Here is a 17,245-nt window from a genome sequence, read left to right on the forward strand (position 1 = left end):
GCCCGGACAGGTTCCGGGGGTATTCGCGATCTGCCCCCTCTCCCGCTTGCGGGAGAGAGGTGGCTTGGCCGTAGCCCGGATGCAATCCGGGGCCGGTGCGCGGGCTTCCCCCGGATTTCATCCGGGCTACGAATGCCCTGCTCGCAGCTAGGCGCTGGCGGCGAACTTCTCGTAGTAGAAATTGGCCGGGGCGATGCCCTGCTCGCGGATGAACTGGCTGACGGCCTCGACCATCGGCGGCGGGCCGCACAGGTAGATGTCCACTTCGCCGTCGTTGAGGTGCTTGGGTTCGATGTGCTGGGTGACGTAGCCCTTGTGCGGGTAGCTGCTTTCCGGGTTGGCCACGCAGGCGCTGTAGGTGAAGTTGGGAATGCGCGCGGCCAGGGCCTCGAGCTTGTCCATTTCCACCAGGTCGAAGTCGTTGGTCACCCCGTAGATCAGGTGCAGCGGATGCGCACTGCCCTGCTCGGCGATCTTCTCCAGCATCGCGGTGAACGGCGCCAGGCCTGTGCCGCCGGCCAGCAGCAGCAATGGCCGCTTGATCTCGCGCAGGTAGAAGCTGCCCAGCGGGCCGGCCAGGGTCATGCTGTCGCCGGCCTTGGCCAGGCCGGTGAGGAAGCTGCTCATCAGCCCGCCCGGCACGTTGCGGATCAGGAAGCTGACTTCGCCGTCCTTGGGCAGGCTGCTGAAGGAGTAGGCGCGGGTCTGCTCGCTGCCCGGCACCTTGAGGTTGACGTACTGGCCCGGCAGGAAGGTCAGCTGGTTGAGCGCCTCGCCCTTGATCGACAGGGCGATGGTGCTGTCGGAGAGCTGGCGCACCGCGCTGATGGCCGCCTCGAAGCTGGCCTGCTGGGTCTTGCACACTTCGCTGGAAGCCGGCACGCGGATCACGCAGTCGCTCTCGGCGCGCATCTGGCAGGTCAGCACATAGCCCTGCTCGGCCTCGGCTTCGCTCAGGGCATCCTCGATGTAGTTGTCGCCAAGGTCATACTGACCGCCTTCGGCGAAGCACTTGCAGGCACCGCAGGCGCCGTCGCGGCAGTCCAGCGGGATGTTGATGCCCTGGCGGTAGGCGGCATCGGCGACGGTTTCGCCGACCTTGGCGTCGATGAAGCGGGTAACCCCATCTTCGAAATTAAGGGCGATTTTGTGGCTCATGGCGCACCTCGCAATGCGTTTTTCGGCGTGCAGCGGCCCGAGACGGGAGCGCAGTGCTCCCGCCGGCAACGCTGCCGCGGACTTAAATGTGGTAAACGTCGATGACCTGTCTGACGTAGTCGTTCTTCAGGACCACCTTCTTGGCCTTGATCAGCGGGTTCTCGCCGCGGGTATCGAGGGTGTAGAAGCTGGTGCCATAGAAGTGGTCGACGGTCTTGTAGCGAAAACTCAGGGTGTGCCAGTTGAAGCGCACCTTGGTCAGCCCATCGCCCTGCTCGACGATCTCGATGTTGTTGATGTTGTGCGAGGTGCGGGTGTCCGGAATGGTGGCGCTGGAGCGCTCGGTACGGATGCGGAACACCCGGTCTTCCAGGCCGCTGCGGTTGCCGTACCAGATGAGCGAGATCTCGGTCTGCGGGTTTTCCACCAGCTCGTCCTTGTCATCCCAGGCCGGCATCCAGAACTCGGCGTCCTGGGCATACAGCTCCAGCCACTCGTCCCACTGTTTGTCGTCCAGGTAGCGTGCCTCGCGGTAGAGGAAATCGCGCACGGCGTCATAGGTCAGGCTCATTTACGCGCCCTCCACGTGGATCAGTTGCTCTTGCTGCTTTTTCAGCGCGGCGATCATCTGCTGCTGCCAGTAGTGGTGCTGCAGCACGAACAGGCCTTCGTCCTCGGTGCGCACGCCACTCATCAGCGGGTGCAGGTCGATTTCCCTGGCCGACTCGTCGGCGCCGTCGACCCAGTGCTTGGCCCCGCGCGACATGTCGTTCCACTGCATGGCGCGGCCGGCAAAGCCCTGCTGGCAGGCGCGGAACTCTTCCAGATCATCGGGGGTGGCCATGCCGGAGACGTTGAAGAAGTCTTCGTACTGGCGGATGCGCCGGGCGCGGGCCTCGGCACTCTCGCCCTTGGGCGCGATGCAGTAGATGGTCACTTCGGTCCGGTCGACCGACAGTGGGCGGGCCACGCGCAGCTGCGAGCCGAACTGGTCCATCAGGTACAGGTTGGGGTACAGGCAGAGGTTGCGCGAATGGCCGATCATCCAGTCGGCTCTAGCCTCGCCGAACTCGGCGGCGAGGCGCTCGCGGTCGGCGAACAGCGGGCGGTCCTCGGGGTTGTCCCAGCGGGTCCAGAGCAGCAGGTGGCCGTTCTCGAAGGAGTAGAAACCGCCGCCCTTCTTGCCCCAGCCGCCGGCGCTCATGGCACGGATGTCGTCGCCGGCCTCTTTGAGCTTGCGCTGCTGCTGGGTGGCCGCGTAGTTCCAGTGCACGGCGGTAACGTGGTAGCCGTCGGCGCCGTTCTCGGCCTGCAGCTTCCAGTTGCCCTCATAGACATAGGTGCTGGAACCACGCAGCACTTCCAGGCCCTCGGCGGACTGGTCGCAGACCATGTCGATGATCTTCTTCGACTCGCCGAGGAACTCTTCCAGCGGCGCCACGTCCTCGCGCAGGCTGCCGAACAGGAAGCCGCGGTAGGACTCGAAGCGGGCGACCTTCTTCAGGTCGTGGGAGCCGTCGCAGTTGAAGCTGTCCGGGTAGCCGGCGTCCTTGGGGTCCTTGACCTTGAGCAGCTTGCCGCTGTTGTTGAAGGTCCAGCCGTGGAACGGGCAGGTGTAGCTGGCCTTGTTGCCGCTCTTGAAGCGGCACAGCATGGCGCCGCGGTGGCTGCAGGCATTGATGAAGGCGTTGAGCTCACCGTCCTTGTTGCGCGCGATGAAGATCGGCTGGCGCCCCATGTAGGTGGTGTAGTAGTCGTTGACGTTGGGGATCTGGCTCTCGTGGGCCAGGTACAGCCAGTTGCCCTCGAAGATGTGCTGCATCTCCAGGTCGAACAACCGCGGGTCGGTGAACATCTCGCGCTTGCAGCGGAAAATGCCCTTGTCCTTGTCTTCTTCAAGCAGGCTATTGAGGTAGTCGAGTCCCAGGGTCATGGCCGTGGCTCCGTTGTTATTGTTTCAGCACGGTTAAAGCTACGGCCGCCACGAGGCCGACAATATCCACTTCGTGCAGGACCTTTATCCGTTTTCTGCAAGGACCGACCAAGGTCGTAGAAGCCCCGTCAGCCGCGGCCTGCGGCATGGATGGCGAGCGCGCGGAAACCGCAGCGCGGCAGGGCGGCGTTCAGGCGCGAGGGGATGGCCAGCGGGTGGGCGGCACCGCGCTCGGCAGGACGCCGGCGCGGTGGATCAGGACTCGCGGCGACGCAGGGTGTCGGACGGCAGCTCGCCGAAGGCGCTCTTGTAGCTTTCGGAGAAGCGCCCGAGGTGCAGGAAGCCGTAGTCCAGCGCCACCTCGGTGACGTTGCGAACCTTCACCGAGGGGTCGCGCAGGCAGGCATGCACCTTCTCCAGCTTGCGCTGGCGGATGTAGTGCTTGGGCGTGGTGCCCAGGTATTTGTCGAACAGCGCGTAGAGCGAGCGCGGGCTCATGTGGGCGAGCTGGGCCAGCTGCTCCAGGTTGATGTCCTGCTTGAGGTTGTCGTCGATGAACTGCACCAGGCGCTCGAACGAGGGGCTGCCCTCGCCCGCCGGCTGGCGGCTGACGTTGTTGCTGAGCAGGCCGAGCAGCTTGCTGGCGATGATGCGCGTGTACTGCTCCTGCACCAGCGGCAGCGACTGGTCGCTCTCGGCCTCGCTGCACACCAGGCCGAGCAGGCTGGTGAAGCCCTCCAGCTGCTGCAGCTGGTGGCGCGCGGCGAAACGCACGCCGCCGGCCGGGCGCTGCCAGTGGTTGTCGCTGCAGGCGCGCTCGATCAGGTTGGCCGGCAGCTTGACGATGAACTTCTCGCAATCGTCGGAATAGGTCAGGTCGACCGGGTCGTCCGGGTTGATCAGCAGCAGCTCACCGGGGGTGAAGTAGTGCTCCTGGCCATGGCCACGCCACAGACAGTGGCCCTGCAGCAGTACCTGCAGGTGGTAGATGGTCTCCAGCGCCGGCGAGGTGACCCGTACGCTGCCGCCATAGCTGATGCGGCACAGGTCCAGCGCGCCGAAGGTGCGGTGGCTCAGGCTGGCCTCGGGACGCCCCGTGCGCGGCAGGCGGATGCAGTGCGCGCCGACGTGCTGGTTGACGTAGTCGGACACCGCATAGGGGTCGGCCTGGGCGAATATCCGACTCTTCTCGTTAAGCAGGCTGATATCCATCACGGATACTCTTGTAATAGTTCTTACCGCCGGTGAGGGTGCGGTGTATGGCAAGCCACACCCCGCGAGCAAGGCAGCCCCTCTTCATCATCTGATTCATACAACGGCCGGCCACGGCACGCAGCGGCAACCGATCAACGGTAGTGGCAGCATAGGCCAGGCGGCAGCATAGGAAATTCGACTTTGGCCGGACAGCGCCCTGCGCGATAACCGCCCGCTTTCGCTCAGCCGAGCATCTGCCCCAGCTCGCTCGCCGCCTGCTGCAGCACGGGCAGGTGCCGGCGCTGCAGCTCCTGGCAGCTGGCGCGGGCGGCATGGCTGCTGACATTCAGTGCCGCCTGCACCTGCCCACTGGCATTGCGCACCGGCACGGCCAGCGAGCGCAGGCCCGGCTCCAGTTCCTGGTCGACGATGCACCAGCCCTGCTCGCGCACCTGCTGCAGGCACGTCAGCAGGTCATCCGGGCGGTACAGGGTGCGGCTGGTCTTGGCCTGCAGCTCGGCGCTGTCCAGGTAGTGGCGCAGCGCGGCATCGTCCAGGGCCGCCAGCAGCACGCGGCCCATCGAGGTGCAGTAGGCCGGCAGCCGGCTGCCGACGCTGAGGTCCACGGAAATCAGGCGCTGCGGAATGGCCGAACGCGCCACATAAAGCACCTCGCTGCCCTCCAGCGTGGACAGGTTGCAGGCCTCGTGCAGCTGCTCGCTGAGCCGATCGAGCAGCGGCTGGGCCATCAGCGCCAGCGGCGTGGACGAGAGATAGGCATGCCCCAGGGTCAGCACCTTGGGCAGCAGGCTGTAGGTACTGCCCTCGCAGGTGGCATAGCCCAGCTGCATCAGGGTGTACAGGCAGCGCCGCACCGCCGCCCGGGGAATCCCGGTGCGGTAGCTGACCTGGGCGATGGTCAGGTGGCGCTTGCGCTCCTGGAAGGCCTGGATCACCAGCAGGCCACGCGCCAGGGAGGCCATGAAGTTGGGATCCCCGGCGAACGCCTCGAGGGCCTGGGCCGGGGAGTCGGTGACGGGGGAACGCTCTTCGGTACTCATTGCCACTGCCTCACCGGAACCGGATCGGCCGATTATCGGACCAGCAATTCGATAATCGCAACACATGGCTGACACCCACGGCTCCTTGCCCCCATGGCTGCAAGCCTGGCGGGATGGGGCTAGCCATGCCCCTCAACGGCTACGCGGCATGGAAACCCCGCTGGAGGATCCGACCCGCCAGGGGCAGTGGCATTCCACTCCATCAACCGACCGGCCAGGACGCTCCAGCCCAATGGCCTGCAGCGCCCCTCTTGTCAGCTGTGGCAGGTGCCGCAGCAATGCGCCTTGGCGGCTGCCGGGGCCTGGCCGTCGGCGGCGGCGAGCCTGGCGGGATAACCGGCGTCCTGCAGCGCGGCCAGCAGGACCTGGAGATCGGCGTCGCCGGCGACGCGCACCCGGCCGGCGGCGAGATCCACCTCGACCTCGGCCACCCCTGCCACGGGCGTCAGGGCGGCATTCACATGGCGGACACAGGACCCGCAGGTCATGCCTTCAACTTGCAGTTCGACACTTTTCATCGTGATGACTCCTGAACAAGAAATGCTTTCGAAGCGGGCCACGCCCGACCTCGCAATTCACCCTGGGCCTTGCCACGAGGGGAAGGTCAAGCCGGTGCGGACCCGCCGTCGAGCTAGGCCTTGCGCAACCGCAGCGCATTGAAGACGACCGAGGCCGAACTCAGGCTCATGGCCAGTGCCGCCACCATCGGCGACAGCAGGTGCCCGGTCAGTGGGTAAAACAATCCGGCCGCCAAGGGTATGCCCATGGCGTTGTAGGCAAAGGTTCTGGTGCATGTTGCGCACGCCGGCCGCCGAGCCGATAGACTTTCCTGCAACTACCCGGGAGCGCTGGGATGACGGATCGATCACAAACCCTGTTGGATGTACTGGTTATCGGCGGCGGCCAGGCCGGCCTGGCTACCGCGTATTTCCTGCGGCGGGCCGGACTGTTGTTTCTCATCCTCGACGCCGAAGACGGGCCCGGTGGAGCCTGGCGGCATGGCTGGAACTCCCTGCGGCTGTTCTCTCCCGCGACCTGGAGTTCGATTGCCGGCTGGATGATGCCGCCGGTGCAGGACGGCTACCCCACGCGCGACCATGTGATCGACTACCTGAGTCGCTACGAGGAGCGTTACCGGTTGCCGATCGAGCGGCCGCGGCGCGTCACCGCGGTCGAGCGCATCGCGGGGGCGCTGCGTGTGCATGCCGGGCAGGCGCACTGGGATGCCAGGGCCGTGGTCAGCGCCACGGGCACCTGGAGCAATCCCTATATCCCCGAGTACCCCGACGCAGAGCTGTTCCGCGGCCAGCAGCTGCACTCGGCGCATTACGTCGAGGCCCTGCCCTTCTCCGGCAAGCGGGTGCTGGTGGTCGGCGGCGGCAACTCCGGGGCGCAGATCCTGGCGGAGGTTTCCAAGGTGGCCGAGGTCACCTGGGTGACGCCCAGCGCACCGCTGTTCCTGCCCGATGACGTGGATGGGCGCGTGCTGTTCGAGCGCGCCACCGAGCGCTGGAAGGCGCAGATGGAGGGACGGGTCATCGAGCAGCCGGTGGGTGGCCTGGGCGATGTCGTGATGGTGCCGCCGGTGGTCGAGGCGCGCGAACGCGGCGTCCTGCATGCCGTGCGCCCCTTCGAGCGTTTCACCGGCGATGGCGTGATCTGGCCCGATGGCTCGCACAGCGCCGTCGATGCGGTGATCTGGTGCACCGGCTTCAAGCCGGCACTGGGCCATCTGGCCAGCCTCGGGCTGCTTACCGCGGAAGGCCGGGTGGCGGTCGAGGGCACCCGCGCGATCGACGAGCCCAGGCTGTGGCTGGTGGGCTATGGCGAGTGGACGGGCTCGGCCTCGGCGACGCTGATCGGGGTGACCCGCACGGCCCGCAGCACGGCAGGCGAGATCGAGCAGTTCCTGGCCAGGGCGCCGGCCTGATCAGCCTGCCTGCCGCGCCGTGTCGCCGTGCCTGGGCAAGGCGCTGGAGATGAGCGCGGCGGCCAGCACGAAGGCGCTGGAGACCCACAGGCAGGCGACCAGCCCATGGGCCTGGAAGACCCAGCCCGAGAGCAGCGTGCCGATCAGCCGGCCCAGGGCGTTGGACATGTAGTAGAAGCCCACGTCCAGCGACACCCCGTCTTCCTTGGCGTAGCTGACGATCAGGTAGCTGTGCAGCGAGGAGTTCACCGCGAACAGCGCGCCGAACAGCAGCAGCCCGCCGAGCAGCACCAGCTGGGCCGGCCAGCCGTCGGTCAGGCCGAGGGCGATCAGCGCCGGTAACCCGGCCAGGGCCAGGGCCCAGGCCAAGGCCGCGCGGCCATCCGGCACGAGGCCGCGCCGCTTGCCGGTGATGGCCGGGGCGAAGGACTGCACCATACCGTAGCCGATGACCCAGGTGGCGAGAAAACCGCCGACCAGCCAGAAGTCCCAGCCGAACACTGTGCTCAGGTACACCGGCAGCGCCACCACGAACCACACGTCGCGCGCGCCGAACAAAAACAAGCGGGCGGCCGACAGGATGTTGATCGCCCGGCTCTTGGACAGCAGGTCGCGGAACTTCGGCTTGGCGCGGGCCTTGCCCAGGTCCTTCTTCAGCAGCACCAGGCTGCCCAGCCAGATCAGCGCCAGCACGGCGGCCATGGCCAGCACCGCACCGGTGAAGCCGAGCAGCGCCAGCAGCGCCCCGCCGAGGAAGAAGCCGACGCCCTTGAGCGCATTCTTCGAGCCGGTGAGGATGGCCACCCACTTGTAGAGCGTGCCCTGCTGGCTGTCCGGCACCAGGAGCTTGATCGAGCTCTTGGCGCTCATCTTGTTGAGGTCCTTGGCGATGCCGGACAGCGCCTGGGCGCCCATCACCCAGGGCACCGTCAGCCAGGCGGCCGGCACCGTGAGCATCAGCAGGGCCAGCACCTGCAGGCCCAGGCCGAGGTTCATGGTGCGGTTCAGGCCCAGGCGCGCGCCGAGGTAGCCACCAACCAGGTTGGTGACCACGCCGAAGATCTCGTAGAACAGGAACAGCGCGGCGATCTGCAGCGGCGTGTAGCCCAGGCTGTGGAAGTGCAGTACCACCAGCATGCGCAGGGCGCCGTCGGTGAGGGTGAAGGCCCAGTAGTTGCCGGTGACCAGCAGGTACTGGCGGACTTCCGCAGACAGGGCTGACAACGCCTTCATGATCGCCGATTACCCCGCCGCGCCGACCAGTCGCGCCAGCTCCACCGCGCGGTTGGCGTAGCCCCACTCGTTGTCGTACCAGGCGTAGACCTTCACCTGGGTGCCATTGACTACCAGGGTCGACAGCGCATCGATGATCGAGGAGCGCGGGTCGGTACGGTAGTCGATGGACACCAGCGGGCGCTCCTCGTAGCCGAGGATGTTCTTCAGCGGGCCCTCGGCCGCCGCCTTGAGCAGCGCGTTGACCTCCTCGGCGCTGGTCGCGCGCTCGACCTCGAACACGCAGTCGGTCAGCGAGGCGTTGGCCAGCGGCACGCGCACGGCATGGCCATTCAGCTTGCCGCGCAGCTCGGGGAAGATCTCAGCAATCGCCGTGGCCGAGCCGGTGGTGGTGGGGATCAGACTGAGCCCTGAGGCGCGGGCGCGGCGCAGATCCTTGTGCGGCGTGTCGAGGATGCTCTGGGTGTTGGTCAGGTCGTGGATGGTGGTGATCGAACCGTGGCGGATGCCCAGCGCTTCGTGGATCACCTTGACCACCGGCGCCAGGCAGTTGGTGGTGCAGGACGCCGCCGTGACGATGCGGTGCTGCGCCGGATCGAACAGCTGCTGGTTGACGCCCATCACCACGTTCAGCGCGCCCGGCTCCTTGACCGGCGCACAGACCACCACGCGCTTCACGCCCTGCTCCAGATAGCCCTGCAGCACGGCGACCGTCTTCATCTTGCCGCTGGCTTCGAGCACCAGGTCGCAGCCGCTCCAGTCGGTGTCGGCGATGGCCTTGTTGGCCGTCACGCGGATGCGCTTGCCATTGATCACCACGGCGTCGCCGTCGCTGCCCGCCTCGTGCTGCCAGCGGCCGTGCACCGAGTCGAAGTTCAGCAGGTGGGCATGGGTGGCGGCGTCGCCGGCCGGATCGTTGATCTGCACGAACTCCAGCTCGGGCCAGTCCCAGGCCGCGCGCAGGGCCAGGCGGCCGATGCGGCCGAAGCCGTTGATGCCTACTTTGATGGTCATGTCGGTGACTCCGTCAGTGGGTCGCGTCGAACTGGTTGATCCAGTCGCGGTGTGCGGGGTGTTGAATGGCCCTGGGGCGCAGGGCCTGCACCAGGGCGATGGCCTGGTCACGGGGCAGACCGGCCTCGATCAGGAGGCGCACGGCGATCAGCCCGGTACGCCCGGAACCGCCCTTGCAGTGAATGGCCAGCGACTGACCGGCGCGCAGTTGCTCGAGCATCGCCTGGCGGGAAGCCTTCCAGCCCTGGGCGAAATCCTCCTGCGGCACCTGCTCGTCGGCCACCGGCAGGTGGTACCAGGCGAGGCCCAGGGCCTCGCAGTGCTGGGCAATCCGCTCGGCGCCATTGGCATCCAGCTCGGCCTGCGGCATCAGGGTGATGACCGCCGAAGCGCCGGCTTGCTTGAGCACCGCCAGCGCCGCCGCGAGCGAAGTGTCCTTGGTGCCTGGGCAGGGCGTGAAGATCAGCTTGCCGGGCAGGCCGGGGATATCGAGCAGGTCGTAGGGATGGCTCATCTAGGGGGTTTCCTTCGATCAGAGGGCGCGCTGGTTGACGCGCCTGGAAAGCTCTTGTGCCGATTCCTTGCGTTCGGAGTAGCGATCGACCAGGTAGTCGGAGCGGTCGCGCAGCAGCAGAGTGAACTTGACCAGCTCCTCCATCACGTCCACCAGGCGGTCGTAGAAGGCGGACGGCTTCATCCGGCCGTCCGCGTCGAACTCCATGAAGGCCTTGGGCACCGAGGACTGGTTGGGGATGGTGAACATGCGCATCCAGCGCCCCAGCACGCGCAGCTGGTTGACCACGTTGAACGACTGCGAGCCACCGCAGACCTGCATCACCGCCAGGGTCTTGCCCTGGGTCGGACGGATCGCGCCCATGGCCAGCGGCACCCAGTCGATCTGCGCCTTGAACACGGCCGTCATCGCGCCGTGGCGTTCGGGCGAGCACCACACCTGGCCTTCCGACCACTGCATCAGCTCGCGCAGCTCCTGCACCTTGGGATGGCTGTCCGGCGCATCGTCCGGCAGCGGCAGGCCGCGCGGGTCGAAGATGCGCGTCTCGGCGCCGAAATGCTGCAGCAGGCGGGCCGCCTCCTCGGTCAGCAGGCGGCTGAACGAGCGCTCGCGGGTGGAGCCGTAGAGCAGCAGGATACGCGGCGGGTGGGCCGATGCCGACTCGACGGCCAGCTTGTCCGGCGCTGGCAGGTCGAGCAGCTCGGCATCGATGTTGGGCAGATCGTTGTGCATGGCATTCATCCCCTGGGGAGTTAGAGAGGGCCGCGGCGGAGCGCTTGGCCCCTGGGCGCGACGGCGGGCAAGGCCGGCAGAGCCACGGCGCGGGCCTCAGTCACAGACCAACTTGCGCCCCGGTCGCCCACGCATCTGCCAGAGGCGCTGCACGTCCTGGCGCAGCCATTCGGCATTGCTGTCGAGCGTCTGCTTGAGGATCTCGCCGACCCATTGCGGCAACTGCGGGTGCAGGCGGTAGTACACCCACTGGCCATGGCGACGATCCTCCAGCAGGCCGCAGCCGCGCAGCAGGGCCAGGTGGCGGGAAATCTTCGGCTGGGCCTGTTCGAGCGCCGCGGTCAGCTCGCAGACACAGAGTTCCTGTTCCAGGGTCACGAGCAGCGCGATGCGTGCGCGGGTCTCGTCGGCCAGACACTTGAAGACCTCGGTAGGCGACAGCAGGTCGCCGCCTACGGCCGCCGGGGCGGGCTTGCTCTTGATCAGCACGAACATCTTTATCCGCTCGTGGATCTCATGCAGGGTCTTGCGGTAGGCGTCTTTCTGCGTGCTGGTCGCCGGGTCGGCGAAGTTCCAGGCGATGTACTCGCCGGCGCCCGGCAGGGCCAGACATTCCAGGGCGGACTTGTCGCACAGGGTGATCACGTAGTCGAAGGGCTCACCCGCGACCTGCTCGATGGACTTGCTGAACAGCCCTGCGGTGGAGATGCCAAGCTGCTCCAGCGCGCTGCGGGCGCGATCATCCACTTGCGTGGGCGCGCTCCCTGCACTGCAGGCCTCGAAGTGCTCCGAGTCGATGTGGCGCAACAGCGCCTCGGCCATCTGCGAGCGCGACGAGTTGGCCACGCAGAGGAAGAGGACACGCTTTTTCTGGCTCATGTTGATGTCTGTCAAAGGTGAACGGGAGCGAATATATTATTTTGCGAATATTCGGTAAAGCATATGTTCTGCATACCCCGCACAGACAACGGAGACAGGCGACAGAGATGAGCAACCCCTGCGAACTCGCGACCAGACAGAACGCCGGCGCACCCCTCGGCGCTTTCGAACGCTACCTGAGCCTGTGGGTGTTTCTTTGCATAGTGGCGGGCACCGTGCTCGGCCTGGCCTTGCCCGAGGCCGCGCAGGCGGTCGGTGCGCTGGAGGTGGCGCAGGTCAACATCCCGGTCGGCCTGCTGATCTGGGTGATGATCATCCCCATGCTGATGAAGATCGACTTCGCGGCACTGCATGAAGTGCGCGAACAGAAGGCAGGCATGGCCGTCACCCTCTTCATCAACTGGGCGATCAAACCGTTCTCCATGGCGCTGATCGGCTGGCTGTTCATCAAGGTGCTGTTCGCCGACTGGCTTCCGCCCGGGGAACTGGACAGCTACATGGCGGGGCTGATCCTGCTGGGCGCCGCACCCTGCACGGCGATGGTGTTCGTGTGGAGCAACCTGTGCAGCGGCAATGCCAACTTCACCATCACCCAGGTGGCACTCAACGACCTGGTGATGGTGTTCGCCTTCGCCCCCATTGTCGCCCTGCTGCTCGGCGTCTCGTCGATCCCGGTGCCCTGGGACACCCTGCTGCTCTCGGTGGCGATGTACATCGTCATCCCGCTGGCCATCGCCCAACTGCTGCGCGCCCGGCTGCTCGGGCGGGGCCGGGAGGTCTTTGAGCGGGCCCTGGCGAAGATCTCGCCCTTCTCGATCGTCGCGCTGCTGGCCACCCTGGTGCTGCTGTTTTCCTTCCAGGGCAAAGCCATCATCGAACAGCCCCTGGTGATCGGCATGCTCGCCCTGCCGATCCTGCTGCAAACGCTGTTCATCGCCGCCCTGGGCTACCTTCTCAACCGCAGCCTCAGGGTGCGGCATGACGTGGCCGGCCCCTCGACCATGATCGGCGCGTCCAACTTCTTCGAGCTGGCGGTGGCCGTGGCCATTGTGCTCTACGGCTTCGAGTCCGGCGCGGCGCTGGCCACGGTCGTCGGGGTGCTGATCGAGGTCCCGCTGATGCTCTGGCTGGTGCGCATGGTCAACAACAGCCGCGCCTGGTACGAGCGCGCCCTGCCACGCAGCTGACGGGGAAGCAGCGAACGCGGGCGCACCGCGAATGGCAGACCCAGAACGCAAAAGCCCCGAAAACTTTTCAGCTTTCGGGGCTTTTGCAATAGGGTCTGGCGGTGAGGGAGGGATTCGAACCCTCGATACGGTTTCCCGTATACACACTTTCCAGGCGTGCTCCTTCAACCGCTCGGACACCTCACCGGATCTCGGCGAACCAGTCTGGTCCGTCGAGGCGCGCTAATGTAGCCGCAGGCTTTTCCGAATGCAAACTTTTTTTCAGGCGATTCATGCGCTTATGCGGAGTGCTGGGTATCGACGTCCGGCTTCTCGAAGCGCCTGGCGCCAAACAGCAGAAAGCCGATAGAGACGAACAGGCTGAACAGGAACAGCTGCAGCACGCCGGTCGGGCTGTGGCTGGCGGGGCTGATGGACAGCAGGGTCAGGACGATCAGCGACAGCAGCGGCGCGAGCCGAAGCAAAAATGGCAGCAGGCGGGGCATGACAGGGACTCCTCGGGTTCGCCGCCAAGCTAAGCCACGGCCCGCTACCGCGGCCAGTTGGCCTTGCCGATGGCGCCGATAGGTGAAGGCCGACGGACGGATGACCCTGCGGTCAGCCAAAGCGCTTTACCCCCGGCCTCGCGCTGGGTAACGTCAGCGCCACTTCCAGCCACTCCGCACTAGGATTTGCGCCATGAGCGACCTGATCAGCTACCAACTCGAAGACGGCATCGCCACCCTGACCCTCAACAACGGCAAGGTGAACGCCATTTCCCCGGACGTGATCGCCGCCTTCAATGCCGCCCTGGACCAGGCCGTGCAGGATCGCGCCGTGGTCATCATCACCGGCCAGCCGGGCATCCTCTCCGGAGGCTACGACCTCAAGGTCATGACCTCCGGCCCGCAGAACGCCGTGGCTCTGGTCACCGCCGGCTCCACCCTGGCCCGCCGCATGCTGGCCCACCCCTTCCCGATCATCGTCGCCTGCCCGGGCCACGCCATCGCCAAGGGCGCCTTCATCCTGCTCTCGGCCGACTACCGCATCGGCGTGGAAGGCCCGTTCAACATCGGCCTGAACGAAGTGCAGATCGGCATGACCATGCACCACGCCGGCATCGAGCTGGCCCGTGACCGCCTGCGCAAGTCCGCCTTCCACCGTTCGGTGATCAACGGCGAGATCTTCAACCCCGAGAGCGCCGTGGACGCCGGCTTCCTCGACAAGGTGGTGCCGGCCGAGCAGCTGATGGCCACTGCCGTGGCTGCCGCCCAGCAGCTGAAGAAGATCAACATGACCGCGCACAAGAACACCAAGCTGAAGGTGCGCAAGGCCCTGCTGGAAACCCTGGACAAGGCCATCGAGCTGGACCAGCAGCACCTCGGCTGACCCCACACTTGCCACCACGAGCCCGGCCCCGCGCCGGGCTCGTGCTTTATGCGGTGAACGCCGGCCATCGGCGGATAAATACCCAGTAATAACCTCTGATCGGAGTCGATTGCGCCGAAGCTGTGCACGCCCGTACACTGCGCGCCTTTTTTGTCTGCCTGAAGGCCTACCGATGCTTTTCCTCGCGCGCATGTTGTTGATGGGCCTGCATTTCCTCCTCGCCGGCGTACTCGGCCTGGTGCTCGGCCTGTGCCGCCCGTTCAACCCGGACAACAGCCGCCTGTGCGCGCGCCTGTACTCGCTGCCGGCCCTGTGCCTGCTGCGCCTGAAACTGAAGGCGGAGGTCAAGAGCCTGTTCGGCCAGGAGCAGGCCTGCGTGGTCATCGCCAACCACCAGTCCAACTACGACCTCTACGTGCTCGGCCGCGTGGTGCCGCCGCGCACCGTCAGCATCGGCAAGAAAAGCCTGAAGTGGATCCCCTTCTTCGGCCAGCTCTACTGGCTGGCCGGCAACGTGCTGATCGAGCGGGGCAATGCGCGCCAGGCCAAACAGGCCATGCTGCAGACCACCGAGACCCTGCAGAGCCGCGACACCTCTATCTGGGTCTTCCCGGAAGGCACGCGCAACCTCGGCAAGGGCCTGCTGCCGTTCAAGAAAGGCGCCTTCCAGATGGCCATCGCCGCCGGCGTGCCGATAGTCCCGGTGTGCGTCAGCAACTATGCCGGGCGCCTCAAACTCAACCGCTGGAACAGCGGCAAGGTGCTGATCCGCTCGCTGCCGGCCATCCCCACCCTGGGCCTGACCCTGGACGACCTGCCGCAGCTAATGGAACGCTGCCAGCAAGTGATGCGCGAGTGCATCGAGCAGCTCGACCAACAGCTGGCCAAGGCCTGACAGCGTCTCTGCAGGGCAGGTGGCGCTGGGTTAAGCTGCGCCATCGCCATGCAGAGGACGCCCCATGGGTCAGATCGTTGCCGCCGCGGCCTACCACCGTGGCAGGAAAGTCGCCGATATCGCCCTCGATGAGGGCCGCCAATGGTCCAGCCAGGCCGGGCACTTCGTCTGGATCGGCCTGCGCGACCCGGACAGCAGCCAGCTGCACACCCTGCAGGAGCAGTTCAACCTGCACGAGCTGGCCATGGAAGACGCCATCGCCCAGCACACCCGGCCCAAGCTGGAAATCTTCGGCGACGCCCTGTTCATGGTGCTCTACTCGCCGATCCGCCAGAACGGCCACCTGGAATTCGTCGAGACCCAGCTGTTCGCCGGCAAGGGCTATGTGATCAGCGCCCGCTACGGCGACTCGGCCCCCTACTCCACCGTGCGCCAGCGCTGCGAGGCGCGCCCGCTGCTGCTGGAGCACGGCGAGGACTTCGTGCTCTATGCCCTGCTGGCCTTCGTGATCGAGAACTACCGGCCGCTGCTGGACTGCATCCACGGCGAACTGGAAGACATCGAGGAGACGGTACTCGGCCGACCGCTGCAGCAGGCCGACGTGGAACGCATCCACGGCCTGCGTCGTGACCTGCTGCGCCTGCGCCGGCAGGTCGCGCCGATGGCGGAAATCTGCAAGGAGCTGCAGCAGCTGGAGTTCCCGTTCATCGACAAGCACATGCGCCCGTACTTCCGCGACATCGCGATCCACGTCAACCGCCTGCTGGAAGACCTCACCGGGCTGCGCGAGATGGCCGACCACGCCATCGAGATCGGCCTTCTGCTGGAGGCCTCCCGGCAGAGCGTGACGCAACGCAAGTTCGCCGCCTGGGCGGCGATCCTGGCCTTCCCCACCGCGGTGGCGGGCATCTACGGGATGAACTTCGACTACATGCCGGAACTCACCTGGCACTACGGCTACTTCGCCGTGCTCGGCGTCATCGGCCTGGGCTGCGCGGGGCTGTTCGCCAACTTCAAGCGCATGGGCTGGCTGTAGCGACCCAAGGCGCGCGGGCTGGCCGCGGCGCGGCGCACCCCGCGCCGGGACCTCAGGCGGCCTGCACGCCCTTCTTGCCCTGGGCCACGAAGCGCATCATCCACTCGGCCACGGCGGTGCCCTGGTGGTCATGCACCAGGCTTTCCACGGCCTGGCTGTAGACCGGCTCGCCGATGCACTTCTGGCGGATGTCGAGCAAGGCACGCGAGTAGTCGTGGACGAACTCCGGGTGGCCCTGGAAGCACAGCACCTGGTCCTCGATGCAGTAGGCCGCCACCGGGCAGAACTCGCTGGAGGCCAGCAGGGTGGCGTTCTCCGGCAGGGCGGTGACCTGGTCCTGGTGGCTGATCAGCAGGGTCAGCTCCTCCAGCGCCGGGCTCATCCACTGCGGCCGCTGCTTCACCTCGTAACGGTGGATGCCCACGCCCCAGCCCTGGCTCGCGCGCTCGGCGCGGCCGCCGAGCAGCAGGGCCAGCAGCTGGTGGCCGAAGCAGATGCCGAGCAGCTTGTCGCCGTTCTCGTAACGCTGCAGCAGGTAGTCCTTGAGGGTCTGGATCCACGGGTCGCTGCCGAAGGAGTCGGCCTTGCTGCCGGTCACCAGGTAGGCGTCGTAGCGCTCGCTGTCTGCCGGATAGTCGCCCTGCACCACGTTGAACACCTCGAAGCGCGCCGCCAGCGGCTGCTGGGCGAACAGGCGCTCGAACATGCGGCCGTAGCCCTGGTATTGGTCGATCAGTTCGGGGCGGAGTACATCGGTTTCCAGAATGCAGATGCGCAGTGACATTGAGCGGATTACCTGAAGCGGCCGAGGGGTTGTGGAAGAGACGTTTAGCGTGCATCGAAGGGTCACCAAACGCAACAGCGACGGGGCATTCAGGCGATATCCGGCAATCATCAGCGGCCTTGATAGCTACCATGCCCACCATTCACTTCTGTCGATGGGCCGGCTCGGCAAAGATGCAGCCGTGCCCACCCACCACAGAGGAGTCACCCCATGAGCAGCTTCGCCGCCATCGCCAGCCTGATCGCCACCTCTGCTTTTCATAGCAGTGCCGCGGCCACCAACCACCAGGCCCATCCGGCCGCCGGGCGCCGCTGAGGCGCCGAGGAG

18 protein-coding genes, 1 tRNA gene and 1 pseudogene are annotated in these 17,245 nt (G+C 66.3%); 5 read left to right on the forward strand and 15 right to left on the reverse strand.

What is annotated here, in order from left to right; all coding sequences use genetic code 11:
- Positions 1-147 precede the first annotated feature (147 nt).
- The 7 genes and pseudogenes from benC to DMO17_RS19940 all read right to left on the reverse strand — a co-directional run.
- Positions 148-1,158, reverse strand: a complete 1,011-nt coding sequence (benC, locus tag DMO17_RS10790) for a benzoate 1,2-dioxygenase electron transfer component BenC (RefSeq protein ID WP_110682493.1) — start codon at positions 1,156-1,158, stop codon at positions 148-150.
- A gap of 82 nt (positions 1,159-1,240) precedes the next feature.
- On the reverse strand, positions 1,241-1,729 hold the full coding sequence (gene benB / locus DMO17_RS10795) for a benzoate 1,2-dioxygenase small subunit (RefSeq protein WP_110682494.1): 489 nt from the start codon (positions 1,727-1,729) through the stop codon (positions 1,241-1,243).
- Positions 1,730-3,091 carry a benzoate 1,2-dioxygenase large subunit gene (gene benA, locus DMO17_RS10800; RefSeq protein WP_110682495.1) on the reverse strand — a complete coding sequence of 454 codons (1,362 nt, stop codon included), beginning with the start codon at positions 3,089-3,091 and terminating at the stop codon, positions 1,730-1,732.
- Positions 3,092-3,346: 255 nt separating this feature from the next.
- Positions 3,347-4,303: an AraC family transcriptional regulator gene (locus tag DMO17_RS10805; protein WP_110682496.1), complete on the reverse strand. Its 957-nt coding sequence runs from the start codon at positions 4,301-4,303 to the stop codon at positions 3,347-3,349.
- 224 nt (positions 4,304-4,527) lie between these two features.
- The gene (locus tag DMO17_RS10810; protein WP_110682497.1) at positions 4,528-5,346 is read right to left on the reverse strand and encodes an IclR family transcriptional regulator domain-containing protein; all 819 of its coding nucleotides are present in this window, start codon (positions 5,344-5,346) and stop codon (positions 4,528-4,530) included.
- Positions 5,347-5,600: 254 nt separating this feature from the next.
- Positions 5,601-5,864 carry a heavy-metal-associated domain-containing protein gene (locus tag DMO17_RS10815; RefSeq protein WP_110682498.1) on the reverse strand — a complete coding sequence of 88 codons (264 nt, stop codon included), beginning with the start codon at positions 5,862-5,864 and terminating at the stop codon, positions 5,601-5,603.
- A 113-nt stretch (positions 5,865-5,977) separates the two neighbouring features.
- Positions 5,978-6,224: pseudogene (locus tag DMO17_RS19940) on the reverse strand (copper-transporting ATPase); the annotation flags it as partial.
- Here DMO17_RS19940 and DMO17_RS10825 point away from each other — a divergent pair.
- Positions 6,200-7,276 (forward strand): ArsO family NAD(P)H-dependent flavin-containing monooxygenase, encoded by a 1,077-nt coding sequence (locus DMO17_RS10825; RefSeq protein WP_110682499.1) that lies wholly within the window; start codon positions 6,200-6,202, stop codon positions 7,274-7,276. The pseudogene DMO17_RS19940 and the gene DMO17_RS10825 sit on opposite strands and share 25 nt — an antisense overlap.
- On the opposite strand, the gene arsJ is transcribed toward DMO17_RS10825, so the two are convergent.
- The 5 genes from arsJ to DMO17_RS10850 all read right to left on the reverse strand — a co-directional run bounded on the left by arsJ (position 7,277) and on the right by DMO17_RS10850 (position 11,648).
- A complete protein-coding gene (gene arsJ / locus DMO17_RS10830) occupies positions 7,277-8,509 on the reverse strand; it encodes an organoarsenical effux MFS transporter ArsJ (RefSeq protein ID WP_110682500.1) in 1,233 nt (410 codons plus the stop codon). It lies immediately after the preceding gene.
- 9 nt (positions 8,510-8,518) lie between these two features.
- Positions 8,519-9,523 (reverse strand): ArsJ-associated glyceraldehyde-3-phosphate dehydrogenase, encoded by a 1,005-nt coding sequence (locus DMO17_RS10835; protein ID WP_110682501.1) that lies wholly within the window; start codon positions 9,521-9,523, stop codon positions 8,519-8,521.
- Positions 9,524-9,536: 13 nt separating this feature from the next.
- Entirely contained in the window at positions 9,537-10,037 is a 501-nt protein-coding gene (locus DMO17_RS10840) for a cyclin-dependent kinase inhibitor 3 family protein (RefSeq protein ID WP_110682502.1), read from the reverse strand.
- Positions 10,038-10,055: 18 nt separating this feature from the next.
- On the reverse strand, positions 10,056-10,769 hold the full coding sequence (gene arsH / locus DMO17_RS10845; protein WP_110682503.1) for an arsenical resistance protein ArsH: 714 nt from the start codon (positions 10,767-10,769) through the stop codon (positions 10,056-10,058).
- Between the two features lie 96 nt (positions 10,770-10,865).
- Positions 10,866-11,648 (reverse strand): metalloregulator ArsR/SmtB family transcription factor, encoded by a 783-nt coding sequence (locus DMO17_RS10850; protein ID WP_110682504.1) that lies wholly within the window; start codon positions 11,646-11,648, stop codon positions 10,866-10,868.
- A 107-nt stretch (positions 11,649-11,755) separates the two neighbouring features.
- Here DMO17_RS10850 and arsB point away from each other — a divergent pair, with 107 nt between their 5' ends.
- Positions 11,756-12,835, forward strand: coding sequence for an ACR3 family arsenite efflux transporter (arsB, locus tag DMO17_RS10855; protein ID WP_110682505.1), 1,080 nt, complete (start codon positions 11,756-11,758; stop codon positions 12,833-12,835).
- A gap of 96 nt (positions 12,836-12,931) precedes the next feature.
- On the opposite strand, the gene DMO17_RS10860 is transcribed toward arsB, so the two are convergent.
- Positions 12,932-13,021, reverse strand: a tRNA-Ser gene (locus tag DMO17_RS10860).
- A 92-nt stretch (positions 13,022-13,113) separates the two neighbouring features.
- Complete coding sequence (locus DMO17_RS10865; RefSeq protein WP_110682506.1) at positions 13,114-13,320, reverse strand: hypothetical protein; 207 nt, start codon at positions 13,318-13,320, stop codon at positions 13,114-13,116.
- A gap of 193 nt (positions 13,321-13,513) precedes the next feature.
- Between DMO17_RS10865 and DMO17_RS10870 the strand changes: the two genes are divergently transcribed.
- The 3 genes from DMO17_RS10870 (at position 13,514) to DMO17_RS10880 (ending at position 16,134) form a co-directional block, all read left to right on the forward strand.
- Positions 13,514-14,203 carry a crotonase/enoyl-CoA hydratase family protein gene (locus DMO17_RS10870; protein ID WP_110682507.1) on the forward strand — a complete coding sequence of 230 codons (690 nt, stop codon included), beginning with the start codon at positions 13,514-13,516 and terminating at the stop codon, positions 14,201-14,203.
- Positions 14,204-14,375: 172 nt separating this feature from the next.
- Complete coding sequence (locus DMO17_RS10875; protein ID WP_110682508.1) at positions 14,376-15,098, forward strand: 1-acylglycerol-3-phosphate O-acyltransferase; 723 nt, start codon at positions 14,376-14,378, stop codon at positions 15,096-15,098.
- Positions 15,099-15,162: 64 nt separating this feature from the next.
- Positions 15,163-16,134 (forward strand): magnesium and cobalt transport protein CorA, encoded by a 972-nt coding sequence (locus DMO17_RS10880; protein ID WP_110682509.1) that lies wholly within the window; start codon positions 15,163-15,165, stop codon positions 16,132-16,134.
- 52 nt (positions 16,135-16,186) lie between these two features.
- Here DMO17_RS10880 and DMO17_RS10885 read toward each other — a convergent pair whose 3' ends face one another.
- Positions 16,187-16,918 carry an amidotransferase gene (locus DMO17_RS10885; RefSeq protein ID WP_110682510.1) on the reverse strand — a complete coding sequence of 244 codons (732 nt, stop codon included), beginning with the start codon at positions 16,916-16,918 and terminating at the stop codon, positions 16,187-16,189.
- Between the last annotated feature and the right edge of the window lie 327 nt (positions 16,919-17,245).

Source organism: Aquipseudomonas alcaligenes, from assembly GCF_003205495.1.
GTDB lineage: Bacteria > Pseudomonadota > Gammaproteobacteria > Pseudomonadales > Pseudomonadaceae > Aquipseudomonas > Aquipseudomonas alcaligenes_B.